The sequence below is a fragment of the Novimethylophilus sp. genome (assembly GCF_036504375.1).
In the GTDB taxonomy this organism is placed as follows: Bacteria; Pseudomonadota; Gammaproteobacteria; order Burkholderiales; family Methylophilaceae; genus Novimethylophilus.
In genome coordinates, this window is sequence record NZ_DASXVH010000084.1 from 1 (window position 1) to 21167 (window position 21167).

Below are 21167 nucleotides of genomic sequence, written 5' to 3' on the forward strand. Positions count from 1 at the left end.
AACTGCCCAGCGTGCAGCAGTTGCGCCAGGCGCGCCAGCATGCCCATGGCGTGATCGAGCCCATTCCCGGCAAGGGGTTGTATTTGCGCGTGCTGGCACCGGTCAATACTTTCGATCTGCGCGGTGAATCGCGCATCCTGCAGCTGATGCGGCCTGTACCCAAAACGCTCTCCGACACTGCAGAATCGGTGCAGGCGGTGTACCAGGATTACCAGGAGCTGTCCTACGCCAGGCAATCATTGAAACAAGCCTTCGCGCTGACATTGACGCTGGTGCTGATGCTGGCGATGTTGTCCGCGGTGGCGTTCGCCTTCGTGCTGAGCCGGCGCCTGTCGGCCCCGCTGGGCTTGCTGGCAGAAGGTACGCGCGCAATTGCCAGCGGCGATTACGGCAAAGTGTTGCCAGCACATGGCAAGGACGAACTGGGCATCCTGGTGCGCTCTTTCAATAGCATGACGCGGCAATTGCACGAGGCCACGCAAGCCACGGAACGCCACCGCGCCCAAGTAGAGGCGGCGCGCGGCTATCTCGCGGCCATCCTGTCGCATCTGTCCTCAGGCGTGCTGGCGCTGGACGAGAATTTTTGCTTGCGCACCTGCAATCCGGCTGCGGCACAGATTCTCGGCGTGGACCTGAATGACGCGCTCTCCAAACCGCTGGTGCAGCTAGCCGAGATCCATTCCGGCTTGATGCCGTTGGTACAGGCAGTGCTGGCGCGCTTCCAGGAGCGGGAAACCGGGGAATGGCGGCAGCAGCTGGAACTGACCGGGCGCCAGGGCGCGCAAGTGCTGCTGGTACGCGGTACCCGCCTGCCGGCAGGCAGCGATAGCGGTTATGTCGCGGTGTTCGACGATATTACGCGGCTGATCCAGGCGCAGCGCGATGCTGCCTGGGGCGAAGTGGCACGCCGGCTGGCACACGAAATCAAGAATCCACTGACGCCGATCCAGCTTTCCGCCGAGCGCCTGGAGCGCAAGCTGACCGATAAGTTGCAGGCATCCGATGCCGAGGTGCTGCGCCGAGCAACGCACACCATCGTCAGCCAAGTGACGGCGATGAAAAGCATGGTCAACGAATTTAGCGAATACGCCCGGGCACCGGCGGTCAACCTGACCGAACTCGATTTGAATGTCGTGATGCGCGAGGTGCTGGCGCTGTACGAGCCGCCGGACATCAAGCTGGTGATCGATCTGGTCAAGGAGCCGGTCCAAGTCCGGGGAGATGCTACGATGCTGCGCCAGGTGCTGCATAATCTGCTGCAGAACGCGCAGGATGCGCTGGATGGGCGCCCCGAGCCGGCGATCTACGTGAGCAGTCGGCTGGAAAACGGTATGATACGGTTTGCCGTGTGCGACAACGGCAGCGGATTTCCGGAAGAGCTCATCGCACGCGCTTTCGAACCCTATGTAACTACCAAGCGTCACGGCACCGGACTAGGACTGGCCATCGTCAAGAAAATCGTGGAAGAACACAGAGGCAGCATTATTATCGAAAACCGTGCCGAAGGCGGTGCCTGCGTATCCATCGCACTACCTGTACTGGAGTCGGCAACATGACGGCGCGGCATGTATTGGTCGTCGATGACGAAATCGGCATCCGCGAACTACTGCGCGACATCCTGGAAGACGAGGGCTACCACGTCCAATTGGCGGAGAATGCCGCCCAGGCCCGCCATTTACGCCAGCAGGCACGGCCGGACCTGGTGCTGCTGGATATCTGGATGCCGGATTGCGATGGGGTCACGCTGCTCAAGGAATGGGGAAACGGTGGGTTATTGACGATGCCGGTGGTGATGATGTCCGGCCACGCAACCGTAGATACCGCGGTGGAAGCCACGCGCATCGGCGCCTATGATTTCCTGGAAAAGCCCATAGCGCTGCAGAAGCTGCTCAAGACCGTGGGTTCCGCGCTCAAGCACGGCGAGCGCCAGCCGCGGCAGGCAATGAATCTGATAAGCTTGGGAAAGAGCGCGTCGATTGTCGAATTGCGCCAGCGCCTGGAGCAGGTGGCGCGCTTGAGCTCTCCGCTGTTGCTGGTGGGTACCAAAGGCTGCGGCAGCGAATTGTGCGCCCGTTCGCTGCATAAGCCGGATACTCCCTGGTTGATGCTGGATCAGCCCGAAAAACTGGCGCAGGCCCCGCTCGAATTGCTGGAGCAAATGCGGGAAGGGGTATTGTTCATCGCAGAAGTGGCCGATCTTGGCCGCATCGAACAGAAGGGATTGCTGCTGCTGGTGCAAAGGGCGGAGAAGTACGGAGTGCGCGTGGTATGCGCTACGTCGCGCGCGCTGCCGCAATTGGCAACGGAAGGTCAGTTCGACGAGAGCCTGCTGCATGCGATCGGCAGCGTCACGATCCGCCTGCCCGCGCTCAACGACCATAAGGAAGATATCCCCGAGCTTGTCAGCACGCTGCTCGCGCATGCCAGCGAATGCGGCACGGTGCCGTACCGTGAATTCGACACCGCGGCGTTGAATGCGCTGAGAAACGCCAGTTGGCCCGGCGGCCTGGCCGAGCTTGAAGGGGCGGTGAAGCGCCTGGCCTTGACCAGCCTAGGGGAAACGATAGGCCTGGAGGATGTCGGGCGCTTGCTGCAGGAGTACGAAGGCTTGGAACCGGAAACGGCGCCCGCGGGCCAGATGCCGATTTCGCTCGATCAGCCTATGCGCGAGGCCAGGGATGCTTTCGAGCGCATGTATTTCGAGCACCACATTGCGAAATCGGGCGGCAATATGAGCAAGGTGGCAGAGGTTGTCGGGCTGGAGCGTACGCATTTATACCGCAAGCTGAAACAACTTGGCATCCATAAAAGCCAATAGCATTCACTTGCCGACGCCGTTTTCAGCAGCTATCGCGACAATGCCGGCATGCTTACCGTCATGCGCGTGCCTTGCCCTTGCGGCCCTTCGCTGACCGAAATCTCCGCCAGGTGCGCCTGCGCAATTTCACGCACGATGGCCAGCCCCAATCCGCATCCCTCGCTGGCACTGTCTGCCAGCCGATGAAAACGCTCGAATATCTGGTCGCGTTCATCAGAAGGAATTCCGGGACCGTTGTCTTCCACCATCAGCAATGCCTTCTCTGCTTGCAGAGCAACGGCCACAGTGATTTTTCCGTGCGACGGTGTGTAACGTATGGCATTGTCCAGCAGGTTGGACAGCATTTCGTGCAGCATCAGCGGGTTGCCGCTTATCGAGATGGAAGCGGCGTCCGCTTGGAACCCAAGGTCGATATGCTTGGCAAACGCAGCCGTCACCCATTGCGCGGTGGTTTCGCGCGCCAGCAATACCAGGTCCACTGTCTGCAGTTGTGCTTCCCACCCTGAACCAGGCTCGACCCGTGCCAGCGCCAGCAACTGGCTGAGCAGATGCGACAGCCGCACCGTGCTGGCCCGTATCCAGTCCAGCGCATGGCGTATCTTGGCAGGGTCAGTTTCACGCAGCGCCATTTCGGCCTGCGTCTGCAGCCCGGCGAGAGGCGTGCGCAACTGGTGCGAGGCATCCGCGGTGAAACGCTGCTGGCGTGCGATGCTTTCGCGCAGGCGTTGCAGCAAATCGTTCATCGCGCGCAGCAGGGGCTGGACCTCACGCGGCGCGTCTTCATACGGTACTGCGCTGAGATCGCGGTCGGAACGCTGTTCGACCGCATGCTGTAGCCGGTCGAGCGGCACCAGCCCGCGCCGCACGCCGTAGTGCACGAGAGCACCCGCCAGCAATACGATCAGCAGCTGGGGCACCATCATCGCGGTGATGATTTCTCCCGCGAGATTGTCGCGCTTGGACTTGGTTTCCGCCACCTGCACCAGGGCAATGCCCTGCGCGCTGGTGCCTTGCAGAGGCAGCGAGAACGCTACCACCCTCACCGACTTGTCGCCCAGCATTGCGTCGTAATAAATATGCCCACCGGGCGGCGGCGGGGCTGGCGGCAAGGGCAGTCCGGGTTCGCCGGTGACGATTTCTCCTTGTGGGTCGGTCACACGGTAATAAATCCAGTCGTCCTTATCGTATTCCAGCAGGTCGAGCGCTTTCTGCGGCAGATCCACCAATACCTTACCGCGGATGACGAATACCTGGTCCGCCAAGGCCAGGGCGGCGCGGAACAGCGAACGGTCATAGGCCAGATTGGAAAAATGATAAGCGCGCGAATAGGAGTTGATCCCGCCGATGATCAGCAGCGGGATCAACAGCACCAGCAGCCAGATCAAGAGCTGGCGCCGCAGCGAACGCGCCTTAGTTTTCATTGGTTTCCAGCAGATAACCCAGGCCGCGGATCGTGCGGATACGGGTGCCGGAGGATTCAAGTTTCTTGCGCAGGCGGTGAATGTAAACCTCGATCGCGTTGTCGCCCAAGTCCTCGTCCCAGTTGCACAGCGCTTCCATGATCTGTTCCTTGTTCACCACCTTGCCTTGACGCAGCATGAGCACTTCCAGTACGCCCAGTTCGCGGGATGACAACTCCAGCGGGACGTCCCCGCATGAAGCACGGCGCCCGGAGGGGTCGAACACCAGCCGCCCGCAGTTGAGCGAGGCGTTGCTGCCCAACTGGCCGCGGCGGATCAGCGCACGCACGCGCGCTTCCAGTTCCACCAGGTTGAACGGTTTGGTCAGGTAATCGTCCGCGCCCAGATCCAGCCCCTGCACGCGGTCTTCTACCGCATCGCGTGCTGTCAGGATCAGTACCGGCGTCCGTCCGCCGCGCTGACGCAATCGTCTGAGCACCTCGGTACCGTCGAGCTTGGGCAGCCCCAGATCCAGGATCGCCAGATCGTAGACCGCATCTTTCAGCATGGTGTTAGCCTGTTCGCCGTTGCCTGCGCAATCGACGGCATAACCCAATTGCTCCAGCGAGCGCAGCAGGCCGTCGGCCAGGGCGGGGTCGTCTTCAACGATCAGGATGCGCATTCAACTATTCAACCAGTAAGGTTCGGGTAAGGTTGGCAGGGTATTGTCCTGCTCACGGCAAGCGAGCCGAATGTGTTGTAACGTTTCTCAAGTGTAAGTCTTTTTTTTATTAAAGGAAAACCATGAACAAGTTGTTAGCTGCTCTGATCGCCGGCCTCTTCGCCGTTTCCGTAAACGCTTTCGCTGCTGACGCTGCCAAGGCCGACGCTGCTGCTCCTGCCGCCAAGGTTGAGGCCGCCGCTCCTGCTGCCAAGGCCGACGCTGCTGCTCCTGCCGCCGACGCTGGCAAGGAAAAGCCGGCTGCTCCTGCCAAGAAGGCCAAGAAGGCCAAGAAGGCCAAGGCTGAAAAGAAGGCTGAAGAAGCCAAGCCGGCTGACGCTGCTGCTCCTGCTGCCAAGTAATAACGGCACTGTTAGCGACAAAAAAGCGGGGGTTTCCCCGCTTTTTTGTTGCCTCAACATTTGCATTACAGGTCGTAAATAATTGTCAGCGGCGCGTGGCCGGAGAACCGCTCATCCTTGTAACTGGAGCTGCTCGCCGCCTTGGCAGCGATGCCGGGTGTGACGACCTGGTAGTTACTCGCACAAATTGCCTACTGTCCCGTTCCGGACAGTTGACCTTCTCATAAGAAGGCATCCAAAGTTACACAATAATGGACGAATATCCCTTGACACGACACATACTGCAACTATAATACAAGAACGATCATTCTGAATTACAGTTAATTATGGCGCGTATTCGAGAATTCAACCCTGACGAAGCCCTTGATAAAGCCATGAGAGTTTTTTGGCAAAAGGGTTACGCCAACACCTCTATCGAAGACTTGGTGAGCGCCACTGGTGTAAACCGCTATGGGCTATATGATGAATTTGAAAATAAGCACGGATTGTTTCTTGCAGCCCTTGATCATTACCAAAACGCCGTTGCGGGGGCGCTATTCGAGATAGTAGAACGGCCGGGAGCATCGCTGACAGACATTCGGACTTATTTTGCAAAGCTGGTAGAGCTTTCTTCATCTGAGATGGGGAAATTGGGATGCCTGATGGCGAATAGCGCAAGTGAAGTGGCTCCCCATGACGAACGTGCAGCAAATATGGTTGAGAAGTTCAGGACAAGGTGTCAACACGGTTTCAAGAATGCCCTGTCTAATGCAAAAGTTGCTGGCGAGCTTCCGACTCGGTGTGATGTCGAGGCGATAGCAGATTTCTTGACTGGTGTCATGCAGGGCCTGTCAGTGATGGCAAGGTCGCGTGCAAACTCAAGGATGATGGTAAACGTGGTGGAGGTGGCGCTTTCTCACCTGCAATAATTTTTTTACCAATAACAGAACAATCGTTCTGTTATTGGTGTTTACACAGCAGTAGTTCCAACCTTAATGACAAAGGAGTCCAAAATGAATCAAGTTGCATCGGTCGATAAATGGTTACAGGCAAATTTACCAACAGCACACAATAGTTCGATAACCGGTTCTCTCGCACCGCTTCGGTTTGAAGGTGTCGGCTATTACGACGTGCCGCCAGAGCGGATGTTTGCCGCCATTTCCGATCCTGATGCGATGAGCAAGTGGCTCCCGATGCTCAAATCGCTGCATATAAGCCATGATGCTTCCGAAAACGGACCGGTCGCGTGCGGCGTCGGCTCGGAACGTAGCTGCTCGTTCAGCATGATGGGCAACGTGACCGAGCGAGTGATCTGGTGGAACCCGCCACACGGCTATGCCTTCACCTTCCAGCCGACAAACAAGATGATGGTACCGACGCAGAACCATGCGGTGGTTTTCTTGGTCGAGCCCGATGGCAACGGGGGCAGCAAGTTCATTTTCCGGACGCACTTCGACTGGCTGCCCGGCATGATGCGCTTCATGGCTGCGCGCATGATGCCGATGATGCTCAACATGGGGTTTGCAAATCTGAAGAAGCAACTAGGTGGCAAGGGCGGCAACTTTCGCCGGATCGCATGAGCAATTGATAGCTCGTGACAAGCAAATGAACCAAACTAAGGATACCAACATGACAACCTTAACCGAAGAAATACGCCAATTCACAGCGGGTGCCTATGAGAGACTTCCTGCTGGCTATATCGATTCATTCAGGAACCTGATCGAGCGGCTTATCGAGGAGAGTTTTGCGTCCAATGCTCCAAAGGCCGGGGATGCATTTCCAGATTTTATCCTGCAGGACAACGAGTCGAAAATGATCAAGGCAAGCGAGTACTGGCACGATAAAAATCTCATTGTGAAATTCTATCGAGGAGGCTGGTGTCCGTATTGCCATCTTGAACTTGTTGCACTGGAGAGATATGCGCAGGAATTCGCAGCCGAGAATACCCGGCTGTTCGCGATTGCTCCGGAAAAACCATCATTCCAGCTGGAAACAAAGAAGGCAGCTAACGCAAATTTCAAATTCCTGTGGGACGAAAATAATAGACTTGCCCGGCAACTTGGGATTGCCTTTGCAGTAGATGGGAATGTCAGGAATGTCTACCTGAAGCTGAACCTTGACCTGGATTCGGTTAACGGCGAATGGGTATTGCCAGTCCCTGCAACCTTCATTATCAAGAACGGAATCGTCAGCTACAGCTTCCTCGATGCGGATTACATGAGGAGGCAGGAGCCCGCTGATCTTCTGGCCGCAATCCGCACAATCGGTCACTGAACTCGCACTGCATCCGGAGAGAAAATGATGATTGCAAGCACCAGCGAAATTAAAAAAGGCGATAGCGCTCTGTCGCATGGCGAAAAATCATTTACGAAGTTGGTATCGTTTTACGCCACACCCCATACCGAATACCCGGTTGAGCGGGCAACGCTATTCGGGTTTGACTGTTTGCGGATCAATGGCAAGGTCTTCGCTAAACTGCACAACGGTCATCTTGTCATGAAGCTTCCCGCTAATCGCATCACGGCTTTGGTTGAATCCGGCCAAGCCAGTTCTTACGAGCTGCGGGGCCGTTTGATGAAGGAGTGGGGGGTTATTTCAACAAGCAAAGACATCGTCTCTCTGGCCGAGGAGGCCAGAGCCTTCACTGAGAGCGGAAAATCGTAGGACTAGACAAGTATTTGGACTGAAGACCGTTTAAACCGTCCGTAAAACTTAAGGGAAAATAATCAATGCATTGAGCCAGAGACACGACTGTCCGTTCTTGGCCGCCGATATCAGCCATTGATATTGGCATTACCAAATTCAGGAATTGAAGTCGTAATCGACAATCAACGGGGCGTGGTCTGAAAATCGCTCGGATTTATAAATCTCCGCTTTCTTTACCGTAGCAGCTATTCCACAAGTCGCAATTTGATAGTCGATACGCCACCCCACGTTCTTGGCCCAGGCCTGCCCGCGATTGCTCCACCAGGTATAGCAGGCGTCGGTGGCATCAGGGTAGAGGCTGCGGTAGGTATCCATCCAGCCATCGTTCAGCACCTGCGTCATCCAGGCACGCTCTTCCGGCAGAAAACCCGAATTCTTCTGATTGCCTTTCCAGTTCTTGAGGTCGATGGCTTGGTGGGCAATATTCCAGTCGCCGCAAATGATGGCTTCACGACCGCTGTTGCGCAGTTTCTGCAGGTGCGGGTAAAAGCGCTCCAGAAAGCTGAACTTGACTGCCTGCCGCTCCTCGCCGCTGGAGCCGGAGGGCAGATAGACCGAAACCACGCTTAAATTTCCGAACTGCGCTTCGATATAGCGTCCTTCGGCGTCGATATCCGGGATGCCCAGCCCTTCGATAATGGCATCCGGCTGTTTTTTGCTGTAGATGCCGACCCCGCTGTAACCCTTCTTTTCCGCGTAATGGAAATAGCCGAACAGATTGCCCGGCTGCAGCATTTCGCGCGTCATATCGGGCGCCTGCGCCTTAAGTTCCTGCGTGCAGATGATGTCGGCATCCTGTTTTTCCAGCCACCGGAAGAGCCCTTTGCGGGTGGCGGAGCGGATACCATTGAGGTTAAGGCTGATGATTTTTAGCATATAGTATTTGAGTCTTAGGCTATAGTTTGTTGCAAAGTGGAATAAAATCTCGCCATGGCATTGCTTAGACTTTTAGCGCTGGCGCTGTTTGTACCGTTCACTGCGGCGGCTGTGGATTACGGCCAGTTCGCTGCGTCCTCGTTCCTGATCTTCGCCGATGGCTATCACCACGAGGCGCTGGGTTCCGGCATGCAGCTCGCACCGGGTAAAATCGTCACCAACTGCCATGTGTTCCGCGACGCCAAACAATATACCAAAGACAGCATGCGCGTCGCCAATGTGCAAACGCGCGAAGTTTTTGCGGTGCAGAAATACGCCTACGACGAAGACCACGATATTTGCCTGTTGTATGCGCCGTCGGCCAAGGGCAAATCGGTCGCGCTGGCGGGCAGGTCGGAGCTGGACGCGGCTGCGAGGGCATATTCCATCGGTTTTCCCGCCGGCCGGCTGACGGCCTCGGATGGATTTTTTCTGCGCAAGGCCCCCTTGCACGGCGAGGATGCGTTGTTTACTACCAACTACTGCCAGCCCGGCTCGTCCGGCGGCGGGCTGTTCGACGATCAGGGCCGCCTCATCGGCATCGTTTTCGGTACCGCACCATCCGCGCAAGGGAATGTATGCCTGGCGGTGCCGATCGAAATCGTGCGCAACATCCTCAGTGCACCTACTACCTATATCCGGCTGGTGCGCAACGCCAGCAAATATATTCCAGACAAAGAGTAATCAGGATTTTCATTAGGATTTTTCATGAGCGATTTCAGCAGCGAGTTCATCCGCTTTGCCGTCCAGAAACAAGTGCTTCGCTTCGGCGAATTCAAGACCAAGGCCGGGCGCCTGAGCCCGTATTTTTTCAATGCCGGGCTGTTCAACGACGGCGATAGCCTGCTCAGGCTGGGCGAGTTTTACACTGCCGCGATTCTCGAATCCGGTGTGCAATTCGACATGCTGTTCGGTCCGGCCTACAAGGGCATCGCGCTCGCCGCCAGCATCGCCATTGCGTTGGCGCGCCGGGGCCGCAACGTGCCCTACGCCTACAACCGCAAGGAAGCCAAGGACCACGGCGAAGGCGGCACCATCGTCGGCGCGCCGTTGCAGGGCCGGGTGCTGATCGTGGACGACGTGATTTCGGCCGGCACCTCGGTGCGCGAATCGGTGGAGCTGATCCGCGCCAGCGGTGCCGTGCCCTGCGCCGTCGCCATCGCGCTGGACCGGCAGGAGCGCGGCCAGGGCGCCCTGTCGGCGGTGCAGGAAGTGCAGCAGCAATACGGCATTCCGGTCGTCAACATCGCCGGGTTGGCGGATTTGATCCGCTATCTGGACGGTGCGCCGCAGCTGGCGGAATTCAAGCCCGCGATCGAGCAATACCGCGCCGCCTACGGAGTCTGAGCGCGAAGGCATGATCGTCCGCAGTTTCGCGCCGGTGGCGCGCGCCGACGCCAAGGTGCTGATCCTGGGCTCCATGCCCGGCAAGATCTCGCTCGCCCGGCGGCAATACTACGCCCATCCGCACAACCTGTTCTGGCGCATCATGGGCGAACTGTTCGGCGCCGGCCCCGAGCTGCCTTATGACGCGCGTTTGCTGACGCTGCAGGAAAACGGCGTGGCGTTATGGGACGTGCTGAAAGAGTGCTACCGGGAAAGTGCGCTGGATGCGGATATCGTCGAAGCCTCCATCATTGCTAACGATTTCGCCGGTTTCTTCGCCCGGCATCGGCAAATCAGCCGGGTTTATTTTAACGGCGCCAAAGCCGAACAGGCTTTCCGCAGGTATGCGTTGCCAGGTCTGAGTTTGGGGAGTGTAAATTTACAGGGTGTCGAACTGGCGAGGCTGCCTTCGACCAGCCCGGCCAACGCAGCGATTACGGCCGATAAAAAGCTGGCGGCGTGGCGCAGTATCAGGCCAGTTTCTTCTTGAGAATCTCGTTGACCTGGGCCGGGTTCGCCTTGCCCTTGCTGGCTTTCATCACCTGGCCCACCAGACCGTTGAACGCCTTTTCCTTGCCGGCCTTGTACTCGGCCACCATGGCGGCACTGGCCGCCAGCACCTGGTCGACGATGCTCTCGATGGCGCCGGAATCGGAAATCTGCTTCAAGCCTTTTTGCTCGATGATGCTATCGGTGTCGCCTTCACCCGCCCAGATCGCGTCGAACACTTCCTTGGCAATTTTGCCGGAGATGGTGCCGTCCTGAATGCGCTTGAGCAGCCCGGCCAGTTGATTCGGCGTTAGCGGCGAAGCGGCGATGTCCTCGCCTTCTTCGTTCAGTTTGGCGGCTAGCGTGCCCATCACCCAGTTGGCCACCAGCTTGGCCTCGCCACCGAATGCAGCGGTTGCGGCAACGAAATAATCGGCCATTGCGCGCGAAGCGGTAATCGTGCCGGCGTCATAGGCGGAGAGGCCGTATTCCTGCTCGAAGCGCGCCTTCATTGCTTCCGGTAGTTCCGGCATGGTGCGCTTTACTTCCGCGATGTAATCTTCCGTCACCTCCAGCGGCAGCAGGTCGGGATCCGGAAAGTAGCGGTAGTCGTTGGCTTCTTCCTTGCTGCGCATGGCGCGGGTTTCGCCGGTGTCGGGGTCGAACAGCACGGTGGCCTGCTGGATCGTGCCGCCGTCTTCCAGCGTTTCGATCTGCCAGCGCGTTTCGTATTCAATGGCCTGCTGCAGAAAACGGAAGGAGTTGAGATTCTTGATTTCGCGCCGTGTGCCCAATTTGTCCGAGCCCTTGGGACGCACCGAGACGTTGGCGTCGCAGCGGAACGAGCCCTCCTGCATGTTGCCGTCGCAAATACCTATCCATTGCACCAGTTCGTGCAGTTTCCTGGCATAGGCCACGGCCTCGGCAGCGGAGCGCATATCGGGCTCGGTGACGATTTCCAGGAGCGGCGTGCCGGCGCGATTGAGGTCGATGCCGGTCATGCCGTGGAAATCCTCGTGCAGGGATTTTCCGGCATCTTCTTCCAGATGGGCGCGGGTGATGCGGATAGTTTTTTCGGCATCGCCGACCTGTATGGTCAGCGAGCCCTTACCCACAACCGGCAGCTCGTATTGGCTGATCTGGTAGCCCTTGGGCAGGTCGGGGTAGAAGTAGTTCTTGCGGGCGAACACCGAGCGCGGCGCGATTTCGGCATTGATCGCCAGCCCGAACTTGACGGCGCAGCGCACCGCTTCCTTGTTCAGCACCGGCAGCACTCCGGGCAGTGCGATGCTCACCACGCAGGCTTGGGTATTGGGGGCTGCGCCGAATGCGGTGGAGGCGCCGGAAAAAATCTTGGTATTGGTTTGAAGCTGGGTATGCGTTTCCAGCCCGATGACGACTTCCCACTGCATGTTTTGATTAACCTAATGAGCTATCGGCTCAGCGTAAGTAAGATAAAAATGGAAATTCCCCGCTGGTGCCGTCCGTACCCGTATCCTGAACGCTAGGCGTCAGGGGGTCGCGACCGGAGCACTTCAGGCACGCCCGCTGGGGGCACGCACAACAGCGCTCGAAGTGGCCACAACCGATTGCTTAATATTGGTTCAAGGAATCTGGGCCGTAACGAACACCGCAGGGAAAACTTTGGCGGAATTATTCTCGCCGAAACCTTTAAAACAGCTTTTCCTGATCCAGCAACGCCTGATCAAGCTGTTCCTGCATGGCACCGATTCTACGCTTGAAGTCACCGATGTCAAATCCGCCGCTGCGGGTGGTGAGAAGTTCATGGGCGATATTGAGGGCTGCCATGATGGCGATGCGCTCGACGCCGATCACTTTTCCGGAATCGCGGATCTCGCGCATCTTGCGGTCGAGATACGACACCGAAGCCAGCAGCTCTTCCTGCTCGTCCTCCGGGCACGCCACGCGGAATTCGCGCCCCATGATGGAAACATCCAGGCCTTTGACTTCACTCATAGCGACCCTTCAGGCAATTGCTCGATAATGTTTTGCAATCGATTCTGGGCTTGTGCCATATTGTCCTTCAGCAAACGGGTATCGCTTTGCGCCTGGGCAAGCTCCTGGCGAAGTTGATGATTCTCGCTCTTGAGATGCTGGCAAAGGGCGATAAACTGCGCCAGTTTGCTTTCCAGAGCTTTCAAATCGGTTTCCATGGCGCAACTATAAGTGGGAAAAGCCAGTCAGGTCAACCGTTAACGATAATTTTTGAAAGTATTACAGTACGTTACTGAGGAAGTTTAATTTGCTCTTCAGCCCTGCCTAACTTACAATTCGGTCACGTTGTCAGGTGTCTTAATCTTCGTTCAGAAGAAAAAGATGAAACGGGAAACAGGTTGAATGCCTGTGCTGCCCCCGCAACGGTAAGTGAGTGCGGATTCATCACATGCCACTGGGCTGAAAAAGCTTGGGAAGGCGATGAATCAAAACTCGCGAGCCCGGAGACCGGCCTGCCGACCACGTTGGAAATACCGCGGGGTGACGGTGTTCAGGCCGGGAAGGTGCATGTCAGCCATTTCCTCCCTTGATCCCTTTCCCTTTGGTGTTTCCGTTTTTGATTTGGCATGCGGGGTCGCATGCCCAAAGGGAGTTCCCATGAAAAAAACTACTTTGGTAAGCCTGATCGGCTTGCTGGCATCTTTTCCGCTTTACGCTCACGAAACCATCTATTCCGATGACGTTGTCGTCACCGCCAGTCGCGTTCCGCAATCACGCGAGAGCGTGGTGGCGGATGTTTCGGTGATCGAGCGCGAAGAAATAGAACATGCGGGCCAATCGACGCTGGTCGAGTTGCTGAGCACCATGCCTGGCGTCGAAATCGAATCCAATGGTGGACCGGGCGCCACTGCCAATGTGCATTTGCGCGGCACCAGTTCACAAGCAGTAGTGGTACTGATTGACGGCATGCGCTTAGGATCTGCCACTCTTGGCACCACTGCTTTCAACCAGATTTCTCCGGAACAGATCGAGCGCATCGAAATCGTGCGCGGCGCGGTTTCTAGCCTGTATGGCTCGGATGCCGTGGGTGGCGTGATCCAGATTTTTACCCGGCAAGGGGCAGGCAAGCCGCACCTCAGCGCCTATGCCGGGTATGGCAGTTACAACACGCGAGAAGGAGCGGCCAGTCTGAGCGGGGCCGCTGACAATACCCGCTTCGCACTCAATGTGAGTTCGCTGGCCACGGACGGGATTTCCTCGCTGCGGACCAAAATCGGACGCGATGCGGACGACGATGGTTACCGCAACCTGACGGTTTCCGGCCACCTGACGCAAACATTGGCGCTAGGGCATGAAATCGGACTGCAATTTTTCCGCAGCGACGGCCACAGCGATTTCGACGACAACAATTTCACCGCTTTCCAGGACATGAAGCAGCACAGTTTTGCCGTCACCAGCAAAAATCAGTTTATGGCCGGCTGGTTGAGTCAGCTCAAGCTGGGCGAAAGCATGGATGATCTGGTGAGCGTGGGTAGTTTCGGCACCTCCGCTCTGCGTACCTACCAGCGCCAGTATTCATGGCAGAACGATCTGTCCTTGCCGCTGGGCGTGCTGGCTTTGGCTTATGACCGCCTCGAAGATCATGTGGTCGGCAATACCGCATTTTCCAAGAACCGCCGCCGCAACAACGGTTGGCTAGCGAGCTATTTGCTGGAACAAGGGCCGCACGCGTTCCATGCCGGCATCCGCCGCGATGATAACTCGCAGTTCGGCCGGCACGACACCGGCAATATTGGTTATGGATACAAGTTCAACCAGTTCTGGCGCGTGACGGGTAACTACGGCACAGCTTTCCGCGCGCCGACCTTCAACGACCTGTACTGGCCGTTTCAGGATTTCGGCTTCGGCTTTTCCTATCGGGGCAACCCCAATCTCAAGCCGGAAACCTCGCGCAACAAGGAAATCTCGGTGGTGTTCGATCAGGGCCATCACCGCGTTTCGGCTACCGCTTATCGCAACGAAATCAGCAATCTGCTGGTGTGCTGCCAGGGGTTGCCTGCGGATTTCCCCACCAATGTCGGATCGGCCACCATCCAGGGCTTGACCATAGCTTACGAGGGCTGGTTTGATAGTTATCACCTGCGGGCCAATGTCGACTTTCAGGATCCGAAAGACGATGATACCGGCAAGCAACTGGTGCGCCGGGCACGCCAGCACGCAGCCCTTTGGCTGGGCAAGACCATGGGCCAGGCGGAGGTGGCCGGTGAAGTGGTTGCCAGCGGCAAGCGTTACAACGATGCCGCCAATGCTTTCAAGCTCGACGGATATGCGCTGGTCAATCTCACCGCCGCCTATAAGCTGGGAGACGACTGGTCGATCAATGCCAGACTCAACAACCTGTTCGACCGCAAATACGCACTCGCCACCACCGCCAACAGCTTCGCCCCGAACGCGCCGGATTTCAACACGCCGGGAACCAACCTGTTCGTCGGCCTGCGTTACGCGCCAAAATGATATGATTCATCAATGAACCTTCCCGCCCGGTCAGGGCGGGTTCAATCAAAGGAGAGAGCCCCCATGTTTTACCAAGCCAGAAAACCGCTAGCCATTGCCGCAATACTGCTGATCCTGATGGTGCTCACGCGCGGCAGCCACGTCGACACCGGTTCCAGTCTGCCGGATGCGACATTGGCTTGCATGCTGCTGGGCGGTATTTTCCTGCGGCGGGGCGCCTGGTTTGCGCTGATGATGATGACCGCGGTGGCGGTCGATGCCTATGCCATTGGGGTGGACGGTGTGTCCAGCTATTGCCTGTCGCCCGCTTACTGGGCATTGCTGCCGACCTATGCGACCTTGTGGATGGGTGGACGCTGGCTGGCGAAACGTGCCAATGCCTTTGCGCCGCTGGCATATGCCGGCGTGGCATTCCTGACTACCACGATGGCGTTCCTGATTTCGACCGATAGCTTCTACCTGTTCTCCGGCCGCTACCCGCAAGCTTCGCTGTGGGAAGTCATGCAGCACGGCTGGGAATACTATCCGGCTTATCTTGGCTATACCCTGATGTACCTGGCCGTGGCCTGGGCGGCGCAACATGCGCTGATGCTGATCGCCGGCCAGTATCAAGCGCGCAACGCTTGAGCGGCACCGATCTCAACCGGCGCCATGCTGCCCGCATGGCACGCAAAAAAGCGCTGATCGACAGCAAGATCGAAGCTGCCAATATCGAGCGTGGCCTGTTGCTGGTGAATACCGGCAACGGCAAGGGCAAATCCACCGCCGCCTTCGGGTTGCTGGCCCGTGCGCTGGGGCATGGCATGAAAACCGCCGTGGTGCAGTTCGTCAAAGGCCGCTCCGATACCGGTGAGGAAGCCTTCTTCAAGCAAAACCCCAGCGTCGATTGGCACGTGATGGGCGAAGGTTTTACCTGGGAAACGCAAAACCGCGAGCGCGACATTGCCGCGGCGCAGCAAGGCTGGGAAGTTGCCAGGACGCACTTGCAAGACACGGCGATTGGTCTGGTCGTACTGGACGAACTGAATATCGTCCTGAAATCCAAATACCTGGACCTCGATACCGTGCTGGACGATTTGGTGGCGCGACCGTCCATGCAGCACGTGGTGGTCACCGGGCGGGCGGCGCCGGCGGAGCTGGTTGCGCTGGCGGATACCGTCACCGACATGACGCCTATCAAGCATGCGTTTGAAGCGGGGGTGCAGGCGATGCCCGGAGTGGAATGGTAAAGCTATGAGAGAACTCATTCTCGGAGGCGCCCGCTCCGGCAAAAGCGCTTATGCCGAAAGGCTGGCGATATGCACAGGCCTGCCTGTTACCTATATCGCCACCGCTCAGGTGTGGGATGATGAAATGGCCGCGCGGGTACGGCATCATCAGGAACGCCGCCCGGACCACTGGCGCATTGTCGAGGAGCCCTTTCACCTGGCCGATACTCTCAAAGCACATGCCAAGTCCGGCCAATGCGTGGTCGTCGATTGCCTCACGCTGTGGCTGGCGCAATGGATATGCCCGGACTGCAAATCGCCGCAGGAAGGAAGCTGGACGGCGGAGCGGGCTTTGCTGCTGGAACTGTTGCCGACCTTTGCCGGGAAAATTGTCCTGGTGAGCAATGAAGTCGGCATGGGCATCGTGCCGCTGGGGGAAATCAACCGCCGCTTCCAGGATGAGCAGGGCCGGTTGAATCAGGCCGTGGCTGCTGCGTGCGAGCATGTGACCTTTATCGCTGCAGGCTTGCCGCTACAGCTCAAAGGCTAAGCAACTGCAGAATGCGGGGCATGTCGAGGTGCGTTTCCACTGCCTGCGCCAGACGATCCAGTTCATCCAGTCTATGCTGCCGGTAATCCGTGCTTTCGGCCTCGGCCAATCCTGCCCAGCGCAACAAGCCCCGGCAGGCTTCGGGGTGGTCGAACAAGCCGTGCAGATAGGTGCCGATAATCTGCTCATCTTCAGACACTGCGCCGTCGCAGCCATGCTCCAAATGTACCAGAGGCCGTTCCAGCGCCGGACCTTCGCTCACGCCCAGATGAATCTCGTAGCCTTCCACCGTTTCCCCGCCGGGCTGCAACATGCCCTGCACGCGCCGCAGCTGTTTTTCCGGCATCAAGGTGGTTTGCATGTCCAGCCAGCCCAGCCCGGCTGTCGTGCCGGGCGAATTTTCCAGCCCTTGCGGATCGTGCAGTTGCACGCCCAGCATCTGGAAGCCACCGCAAATCCCCAGCAGTTTTCCGCCATAGCGCAAATGGCGCTGAATGGCGATATCCCAGCCCTGTTCGCGCAGGAAGGCCAGATCGGCCTGTACATTTTTACTGCCGGGCAGGATGATGAGATCGGCCTCCGACATGGCTGCGCCGGGACCGACAAAGCGCAGGCCCACCTGCGGATGCAGGCGCAGCGCATCGAAATCGGTATGGTTGCTGATGCGCGGCCATACCGGCACGGCAATTTTCAGCGCGGCCTGCGGCTTGGCGAGATTGGGCCCGGCAGCGATGGCGTCTTCGGCTTCAAGATGCAAGCCATGCAGGTACGGCAGCACGCCCAGCACCGGCTTGCCGGTATAGGCTTCCAGCCAGTCGAGGCCGGGCTGCAGCAAAGCGATGTCGCCGCGAAAGCGGTTGATGACGAAACCCTTGATCCGCGCCTGTTCCGACTCGGACAGCAACGCCAAGGTGCCCACCAAGTGCGCGAATACGCCGCCGCGGTCGATGTCCGCGACGAGGATGACCGGACAGTCGGCCACTTCGGCAAAGCCCATGTTGGCGATGTCGCCCTCGCGCAGGTTGATTTCGGCCGGGCTGCCCGCACCTTCCACCAGCAGGCAATCGTATCGCGCCGTCAGCCGCTGCCAGGAATCTATTACCGCCCGCATCGCCAGCGGTTTGTAGTCGAGGTAAGCGCCCGCTTCCAGATTGCAGGCAACGCGGCCTTGCAGGATAATCTGTGCGCCGGTGTCGCTGCTGGGCTTCAGCAGTACCGGGTTCATGTCGGAATGCGGCTCGAGGCCGCAAGCCATCGCCTGTACCGCCTGCGCCCGGCCGATTTCGCCGCCATCGGCGGTGACCGCGGAATTCAGCGCCATGTTCTGCGGCTTGAACGGCGCCACCCGCACGCCGCGCCGGTACAGCGCCCGGCACAGGCCCGCTACCAGCGTACTTTTGCCGGCATCGGAGGTGGTGCCTTGCACCATCAGGCTCGCGTATGTCATTGAGCAATTATCCCACAGCCCCGCTGGTCCTGTTTGCCGCCGTCATGCTGGATTTCTGGCTGGGCGAGCCGCGCCGTTTTCATCCACTGGTTGGCTTCGGCAATATCGTCAACCGCATGGAAGTCGGGCTTAACCCGCCATCCAGGCAGGCGCACCGCTTGCAACGCATCACCGGCTTGCTCGCCGTTGCCATGCTATTGCTGCCGGCAGTCCTGTTCGCCGCCTGGCTGGGAAAGCAGCCATTGCTTGGACCGGTGACGGATATGCTGTTGCTTTATTTCGCCATCGGCCATAAGAGCCTGCATGATCATGCCAACGCCGTTGCCAAAGCGCTGGCTGCGGGCGACGAGGCCGGCGCGCGCCACCGCGCCAGCATGATGGTGAGCCGCGACTCCGCCGCAATCGACCCGGTGCCCGCCGCTACCGAATCGGTACTGGAGAATGGCAACGACGGCGTATTCGGCGCCATTTTCTGGTTTCTCGTCGCCGGCGGCGCAGGCGCATTGATGTTCCGGCTGGCCAACACGCTGGACGCGATGTGGGGCTACCGCACGCCGCGCTTGCTGTATTTCGGCTGGGCGGCAGCGCGCTTCGACGATGCGTTGAACTACGTTCCGGCGCGGCTGACCGCACTGACCTATGCCTTGCTGGGCGAGACCCGTCTTGCGCTCACTTGCTGGCGGCGGCAGGCGCCGGCCTGGGACAGCCCCAACGCCGGGCCGGTGATGGCAGCGGGGGCCGGAGCGCTTGGCGTGCGCTTGGGCGGTGCGGCGCGCTATCAGGGTGAATGGCACGAACGGCCGGTGCTGGGCGCCGGACCAGCGCCGATTGCGGACGATATCGGTCGAGCCTTGCGTCTGGTTCGCCATGGCGTATGGCTGTGGCTTGCGCTGGCCTTGCTGGCAGGAGGGCTGCTGTATGCTTGAGCACGGCGGGCGGCTGATCGCCGCAGCGCAAACATACGGTATTCCGCCGGCGGACTGGCTCGATCTTTCCACCGGCATCAATCCCCAAGGCTGGCCGGTGCCCGGCTTGCCGCTGGACGTCTGGCGCCAATTGCCGGAAGACGAAGACGGCCTGCTGCCGGCCGCCGTTGCCTACTACGGCGCGGCCGGCCTGATTGCGACAGCGGGTTCGCAACAGGCGATTCAGGCTTTGCCGTATTTGCGCCCGCCGGGCCGCGTCGGTTTGCTTACCCCGACCTATGCCGAGCACGGCCGGGCGTGGCAGCGTGCCGGCCATGCCATCGTGGAACTGGATGGTGGCATGCTTACTGATGATGTCGGCAGCGATGTCGATGTCGTCGTGCTGGTCAACCCCAACAATCCCACCGGTAGGCTGTTTCCGGCCGCTACGCTGATGTCGTGGCATGTCGCTTTGGCGGCGCGCGGCGGCTGGCTGGTGGTGGACGAGGCATTCGTGGATGTCGCGCCGGAACATAGCCTGGCGGGGCAGGCCGGATTGCCGGGGCTGGTGATTCTGCGTTCGCTGGGCAAGTTCTTCGGGCTGGCCGGCATACGCGCCGGGTTTGTGCTGGCCTGGCCCGGTCTGATGCAATCGCTGCAAACCGCACTGGGCCCCTGGCCGTTGGCCAACCCCAGCCGCTGGGCCGCCCGCGAGGCATTGCAAGACCGGGCATGGCAGCAGCGGGCACGTTTCCAGCTCAAGCAAAGCTCGACGCGGTTGGCCGCGTTGTTGGGCCGGCATGGCCTGCAACCCGCGGGCGGCACCGCCCTGTTTCAGTATGTTCCCGCTGCCGGCGCGGCAAAAATACACGCACAGTTCGCCCGGCAGGGCGTACTTGTCCGGCTGTTCACCGCCCCGGCAGCGCTGCGTTTCGGCCTGCCAGGCACCGAGCCCGAATGGGTGCGGCTGGCAGCGGCACTTTCTCAACTGGAACTCAAGCCCAACTGAAATTCAAACCATGGCTATTACCTACCCTGAACGCATCGTCTGCCTTACCGAAGAAACCACCGAAACGCTGTATCTGCTGGGCGAGCAGGATCGCATCGTCGGCATCTCCGGTTTCACCGTGCGGCCGCCACAGGCACGCAAGGAAAAGCCCAAAGTCTCCGCGTTCACCAGCGCGAAGATTGATGCCATCCTCGATCTTGAGCCGGACCTGGTGCTGGGTTTTTCCAATCTGCAGGCCGACATTGCCCGCGATCTGGTCAAGGCGGGTGTCGAGGTCTATGTGTTCAACCATCGTGGCGTGGACGGCATCCTGCGCATGGTGGCGACGCTAGGTGCGCTGGTGGGCGAGCCGGAAAAAGGTCGGCAATTGGCGCAACAGCTGGCAGAGCGCGTGGGGGCGATAAAAACAGCCTCTGCCAAATTGCCGCGCAGGCCAAAAGTGTATTTCGAGGAATGGGACGAACCGATGATTTCCGCCATTCGCTGGGTGTCGGAATTAATCGCGATCGCCGGCGGCGAAGATTGTTTCGCCGAACTCGCGCAACGGCCGCTGGCCGGCGACCGCATCATTGCCGACCCGCAGGAAGTGGTGAGGCGCCAGCCGGATATCATCGTCGGTTCCTGGTGCGGCAAGAAATTCCAGCCCCGGCAGGTTGCGGCAAGACCGGGCTGGGAGGCTATCCCGGCGGTGAAAAACGGGCAGGTGTTCGAGGTGAAGTCGCCGCTGATACTGCAGCCCGGCCCGGCGGCGCTGACGGATGGCCTGGATACGCTGGTTAAAATTATCCGCGAGTGGTGGTAA

Annotated in this window: 24 protein-coding genes, 1 other RNA gene and 1 riboswitch; of the genes, 17 read left to right on the top strand and 8 right to left on the bottom strand. The window is 59.0% G+C overall.

Features of this window, described 5'->3' with window-relative positions:
• Both VGK14_RS12015 and VGK14_RS12020 read left to right on the top strand, forming a co-directional pair.
• On the top strand, window positions 1–1556 hold a 1556-nt coding region (locus VGK14_RS12015), incomplete at its 5' end, for a sensor histidine kinase (RefSeq protein WP_331509328.1).
• Window positions 1553–2818: a sigma-54 dependent transcriptional regulator gene (locus VGK14_RS12020; RefSeq protein WP_331509329.1), complete on the top strand. Its 1266-nt coding sequence runs from the start codon at window positions 1553–1555 to the stop codon at window positions 2816–2818. The genes VGK14_RS12015 and VGK14_RS12020, both read left to right, overlap by 4 nt.
• 29 nt (window positions 2819–2847) lie before the next feature.
• On the opposite strand, the gene VGK14_RS12025 is transcribed toward VGK14_RS12020, so the two are convergent.
• A complete protein-coding gene (locus VGK14_RS12025) occupies window positions 2848–4239 on the bottom strand; it encodes a sensor histidine kinase (RefSeq protein ID WP_331509330.1) in 1392 nt (463 codons plus the stop codon).
• A complete protein-coding gene (locus tag VGK14_RS12030; protein WP_331509331.1) occupies window positions 4229–4900 on the bottom strand; it encodes a response regulator in 672 nt (223 codons plus the stop codon). The genes VGK14_RS12025 and VGK14_RS12030 overlap by 11 nt, the downstream gene beginning before the upstream one ends.
• A 122-nt stretch (window positions 4901–5022) precedes the next feature.
• Between VGK14_RS12030 and VGK14_RS12035 the strand changes: the two genes are divergently transcribed.
• The 5 genes from VGK14_RS12035 to VGK14_RS12060 all read left to right on the top strand — a co-directional run bounded on the left by VGK14_RS12035 (window position 5023) and on the right by VGK14_RS12060 (window position 7944).
• Window positions 5023–5301, top strand: a complete 279-nt coding sequence (locus VGK14_RS12035; protein ID WP_331509332.1) for a hypothetical protein — start codon at window positions 5023–5025, stop codon at window positions 5299–5301.
• Between the two features lie 326 nt (window positions 5302–5627).
• Window positions 5628–6209 carry a helix-turn-helix domain-containing protein gene (locus VGK14_RS12045; RefSeq protein WP_331509333.1) on the top strand — a complete coding sequence of 194 codons (582 nt, stop codon included), beginning with the start codon at window positions 5628–5630 and terminating at the stop codon, window positions 6207–6209.
• An 84-nt stretch (window positions 6210–6293) separates the two neighbouring features.
• Window positions 6294–6860, top strand: coding sequence for an SRPBCC family protein (locus VGK14_RS12050; RefSeq protein WP_331509334.1), 567 nt, complete (start codon window positions 6294–6296; stop codon window positions 6858–6860).
• A gap of 49 nt (window positions 6861–6909) precedes the next feature.
• Entirely contained in the window at window positions 6910–7554 is a 645-nt protein-coding gene (locus VGK14_RS12055; RefSeq protein WP_331509335.1) for a peroxiredoxin-like family protein, read from the top strand.
• Window positions 7555–7578: 24 nt separating this feature from the next.
• A complete protein-coding gene (locus VGK14_RS12060; RefSeq protein ID WP_331509336.1) occupies window positions 7579–7944 on the top strand; it encodes a hypothetical protein in 366 nt (121 codons plus the stop codon).
• 138 nt (window positions 7945–8082) lie between these two features.
• On the opposite strand, the gene VGK14_RS12065 is transcribed toward VGK14_RS12060, so the two are convergent.
• Entirely contained in the window at window positions 8083–8862 is a 780-nt protein-coding gene (locus VGK14_RS12065) for an exodeoxyribonuclease III (RefSeq protein ID WP_331509337.1), read from the bottom strand.
• A 54-nt stretch (window positions 8863–8916) separates the two neighbouring features.
• Here VGK14_RS12065 and VGK14_RS12070 point away from each other — a divergent pair, with 54 nt between their 5' ends.
• The 3 genes from VGK14_RS12070 to VGK14_RS12080 are packed head-to-tail and all read left to right on the top strand — an operon-like array spanning window position 8917 to window position 10777.
• Complete coding sequence (locus VGK14_RS12070; RefSeq protein ID WP_331509338.1) at window positions 8917–9585, top strand: serine protease; 669 nt, start codon at window positions 8917–8919, stop codon at window positions 9583–9585.
• A 24-nt stretch (window positions 9586–9609) separates the two neighbouring features.
• Complete coding sequence (gene pyrE, locus VGK14_RS12075; RefSeq protein WP_331509339.1) at window positions 9610–10248, top strand: orotate phosphoribosyltransferase; 639 nt, start codon at window positions 9610–9612, stop codon at window positions 10246–10248.
• Between the two features lie 10 nt (window positions 10249–10258).
• Window positions 10259–10777, top strand: a complete 519-nt coding sequence (locus tag VGK14_RS12080) for a DNA-deoxyinosine glycosylase (protein WP_331509340.1) — start codon at window positions 10259–10261, stop codon at window positions 10775–10777.
• Here VGK14_RS12080 and gatB read toward each other — a convergent pair.
• From gatB to VGK14_RS12100, 4 genes are all read right to left on the bottom strand, one after another.
• Window positions 10758–12188, bottom strand: coding sequence for an Asp-tRNA(Asn)/Glu-tRNA(Gln) amidotransferase subunit GatB (gene gatB, locus VGK14_RS12085; RefSeq protein ID WP_331509341.1), 1431 nt, complete (start codon window positions 12186–12188; stop codon window positions 10758–10760). The genes VGK14_RS12080 and gatB overlap by 20 nt on opposite strands.
• A gap of 52 nt (window positions 12189–12240) precedes the next feature.
• Window positions 12241–12418: non-coding RNA, 6S RNA (ssrS, locus tag VGK14_RS12090), on the bottom strand.
• Between the two features lie 29 nt (window positions 12419–12447).
• Complete coding sequence (locus VGK14_RS12095) at window positions 12448–12753, bottom strand: cell division protein ZapA (RefSeq protein WP_331509342.1); 306 nt, start codon at window positions 12751–12753, stop codon at window positions 12448–12450.
• A complete protein-coding gene (locus VGK14_RS12100) occupies window positions 12750–12950 on the bottom strand; it encodes a hypothetical protein (RefSeq protein WP_331509343.1) in 201 nt (66 codons plus the stop codon). Before VGK14_RS12100 ends, VGK14_RS12095 begins: the two co-directional genes overlap by 4 nt.
• A 115-nt stretch (window positions 12951–13065) precedes the next feature.
• A riboswitch (cobalamin riboswitch) is annotated at window positions 13066–13262 on the top strand.
• Window positions 13263–13389: 127 nt separating this feature from the next.
• Here VGK14_RS12100 and VGK14_RS12105 point away from each other — a divergent pair.
• The 4 genes from VGK14_RS12105 (at window position 13390) to cobU (ending at window position 17004) form a co-directional block, all read left to right on the top strand.
• Entirely contained in the window at window positions 13390–15246 is a 1857-nt protein-coding gene (locus VGK14_RS12105; protein ID WP_331509344.1) for a TonB-dependent receptor domain-containing protein, read from the top strand.
• Between the two features lie 63 nt (window positions 15247–15309).
• Window positions 15310–15873 (top strand): hypothetical protein, encoded by a 564-nt coding sequence (locus tag VGK14_RS12110; protein WP_331509345.1) that lies wholly within the window; start codon window positions 15310–15312, stop codon window positions 15871–15873.
• Complete coding sequence (gene cobO, locus VGK14_RS12115; protein ID WP_331509346.1) at window positions 15870–16475, top strand: cob(I)yrinic acid a,c-diamide adenosyltransferase; 606 nt, start codon at window positions 15870–15872, stop codon at window positions 16473–16475. The genes VGK14_RS12110 and cobO overlap by 4 nt, the downstream gene beginning before the upstream one ends.
• A gap of 4 nt (window positions 16476–16479) precedes the next feature.
• Window positions 16480–17004, top strand: a complete 525-nt coding sequence (gene cobU, locus VGK14_RS12120; RefSeq protein ID WP_331509347.1) for a bifunctional adenosylcobinamide kinase/adenosylcobinamide-phosphate guanylyltransferase — start codon at window positions 16480–16482, stop codon at window positions 17002–17004.
• On the opposite strand, the gene VGK14_RS12125 is transcribed toward cobU, so the two are convergent.
• A complete protein-coding gene (locus VGK14_RS12125) occupies window positions 16994–18451 on the bottom strand; it encodes a cobyric acid synthase (protein ID WP_331509348.1) in 1458 nt (485 codons plus the stop codon). The genes cobU and VGK14_RS12125 overlap by 11 nt on opposite strands.
• Here VGK14_RS12125 and cbiB point away from each other — a divergent pair.
• From cbiB to VGK14_RS12140, 3 genes are read left to right on the top strand one after another with little or no spacing between them, the layout of a single operon-like run.
• Window positions 18445–19377, top strand: a complete 933-nt coding sequence (gene cbiB, locus VGK14_RS12130) for an adenosylcobinamide-phosphate synthase CbiB (protein WP_331509349.1) — start codon at window positions 18445–18447, stop codon at window positions 19375–19377. The genes VGK14_RS12125 and cbiB overlap by 7 nt on opposite strands.
• Window positions 19370–20365 carry a threonine-phosphate decarboxylase CobD gene (gene cobD / locus VGK14_RS12135; RefSeq protein WP_331509350.1) on the top strand — a complete coding sequence of 332 codons (996 nt, stop codon included), beginning with the start codon at window positions 19370–19372 and terminating at the stop codon, window positions 20363–20365. Before cbiB ends, cobD begins: the two co-directional genes overlap by 8 nt.
• A 10-nt stretch (window positions 20366–20375) precedes the next feature.
• Entirely contained in the window at window positions 20376–21167 is a 792-nt protein-coding gene (locus tag VGK14_RS12140; protein ID WP_331509351.1) for a cobalamin-binding protein, read from the top strand.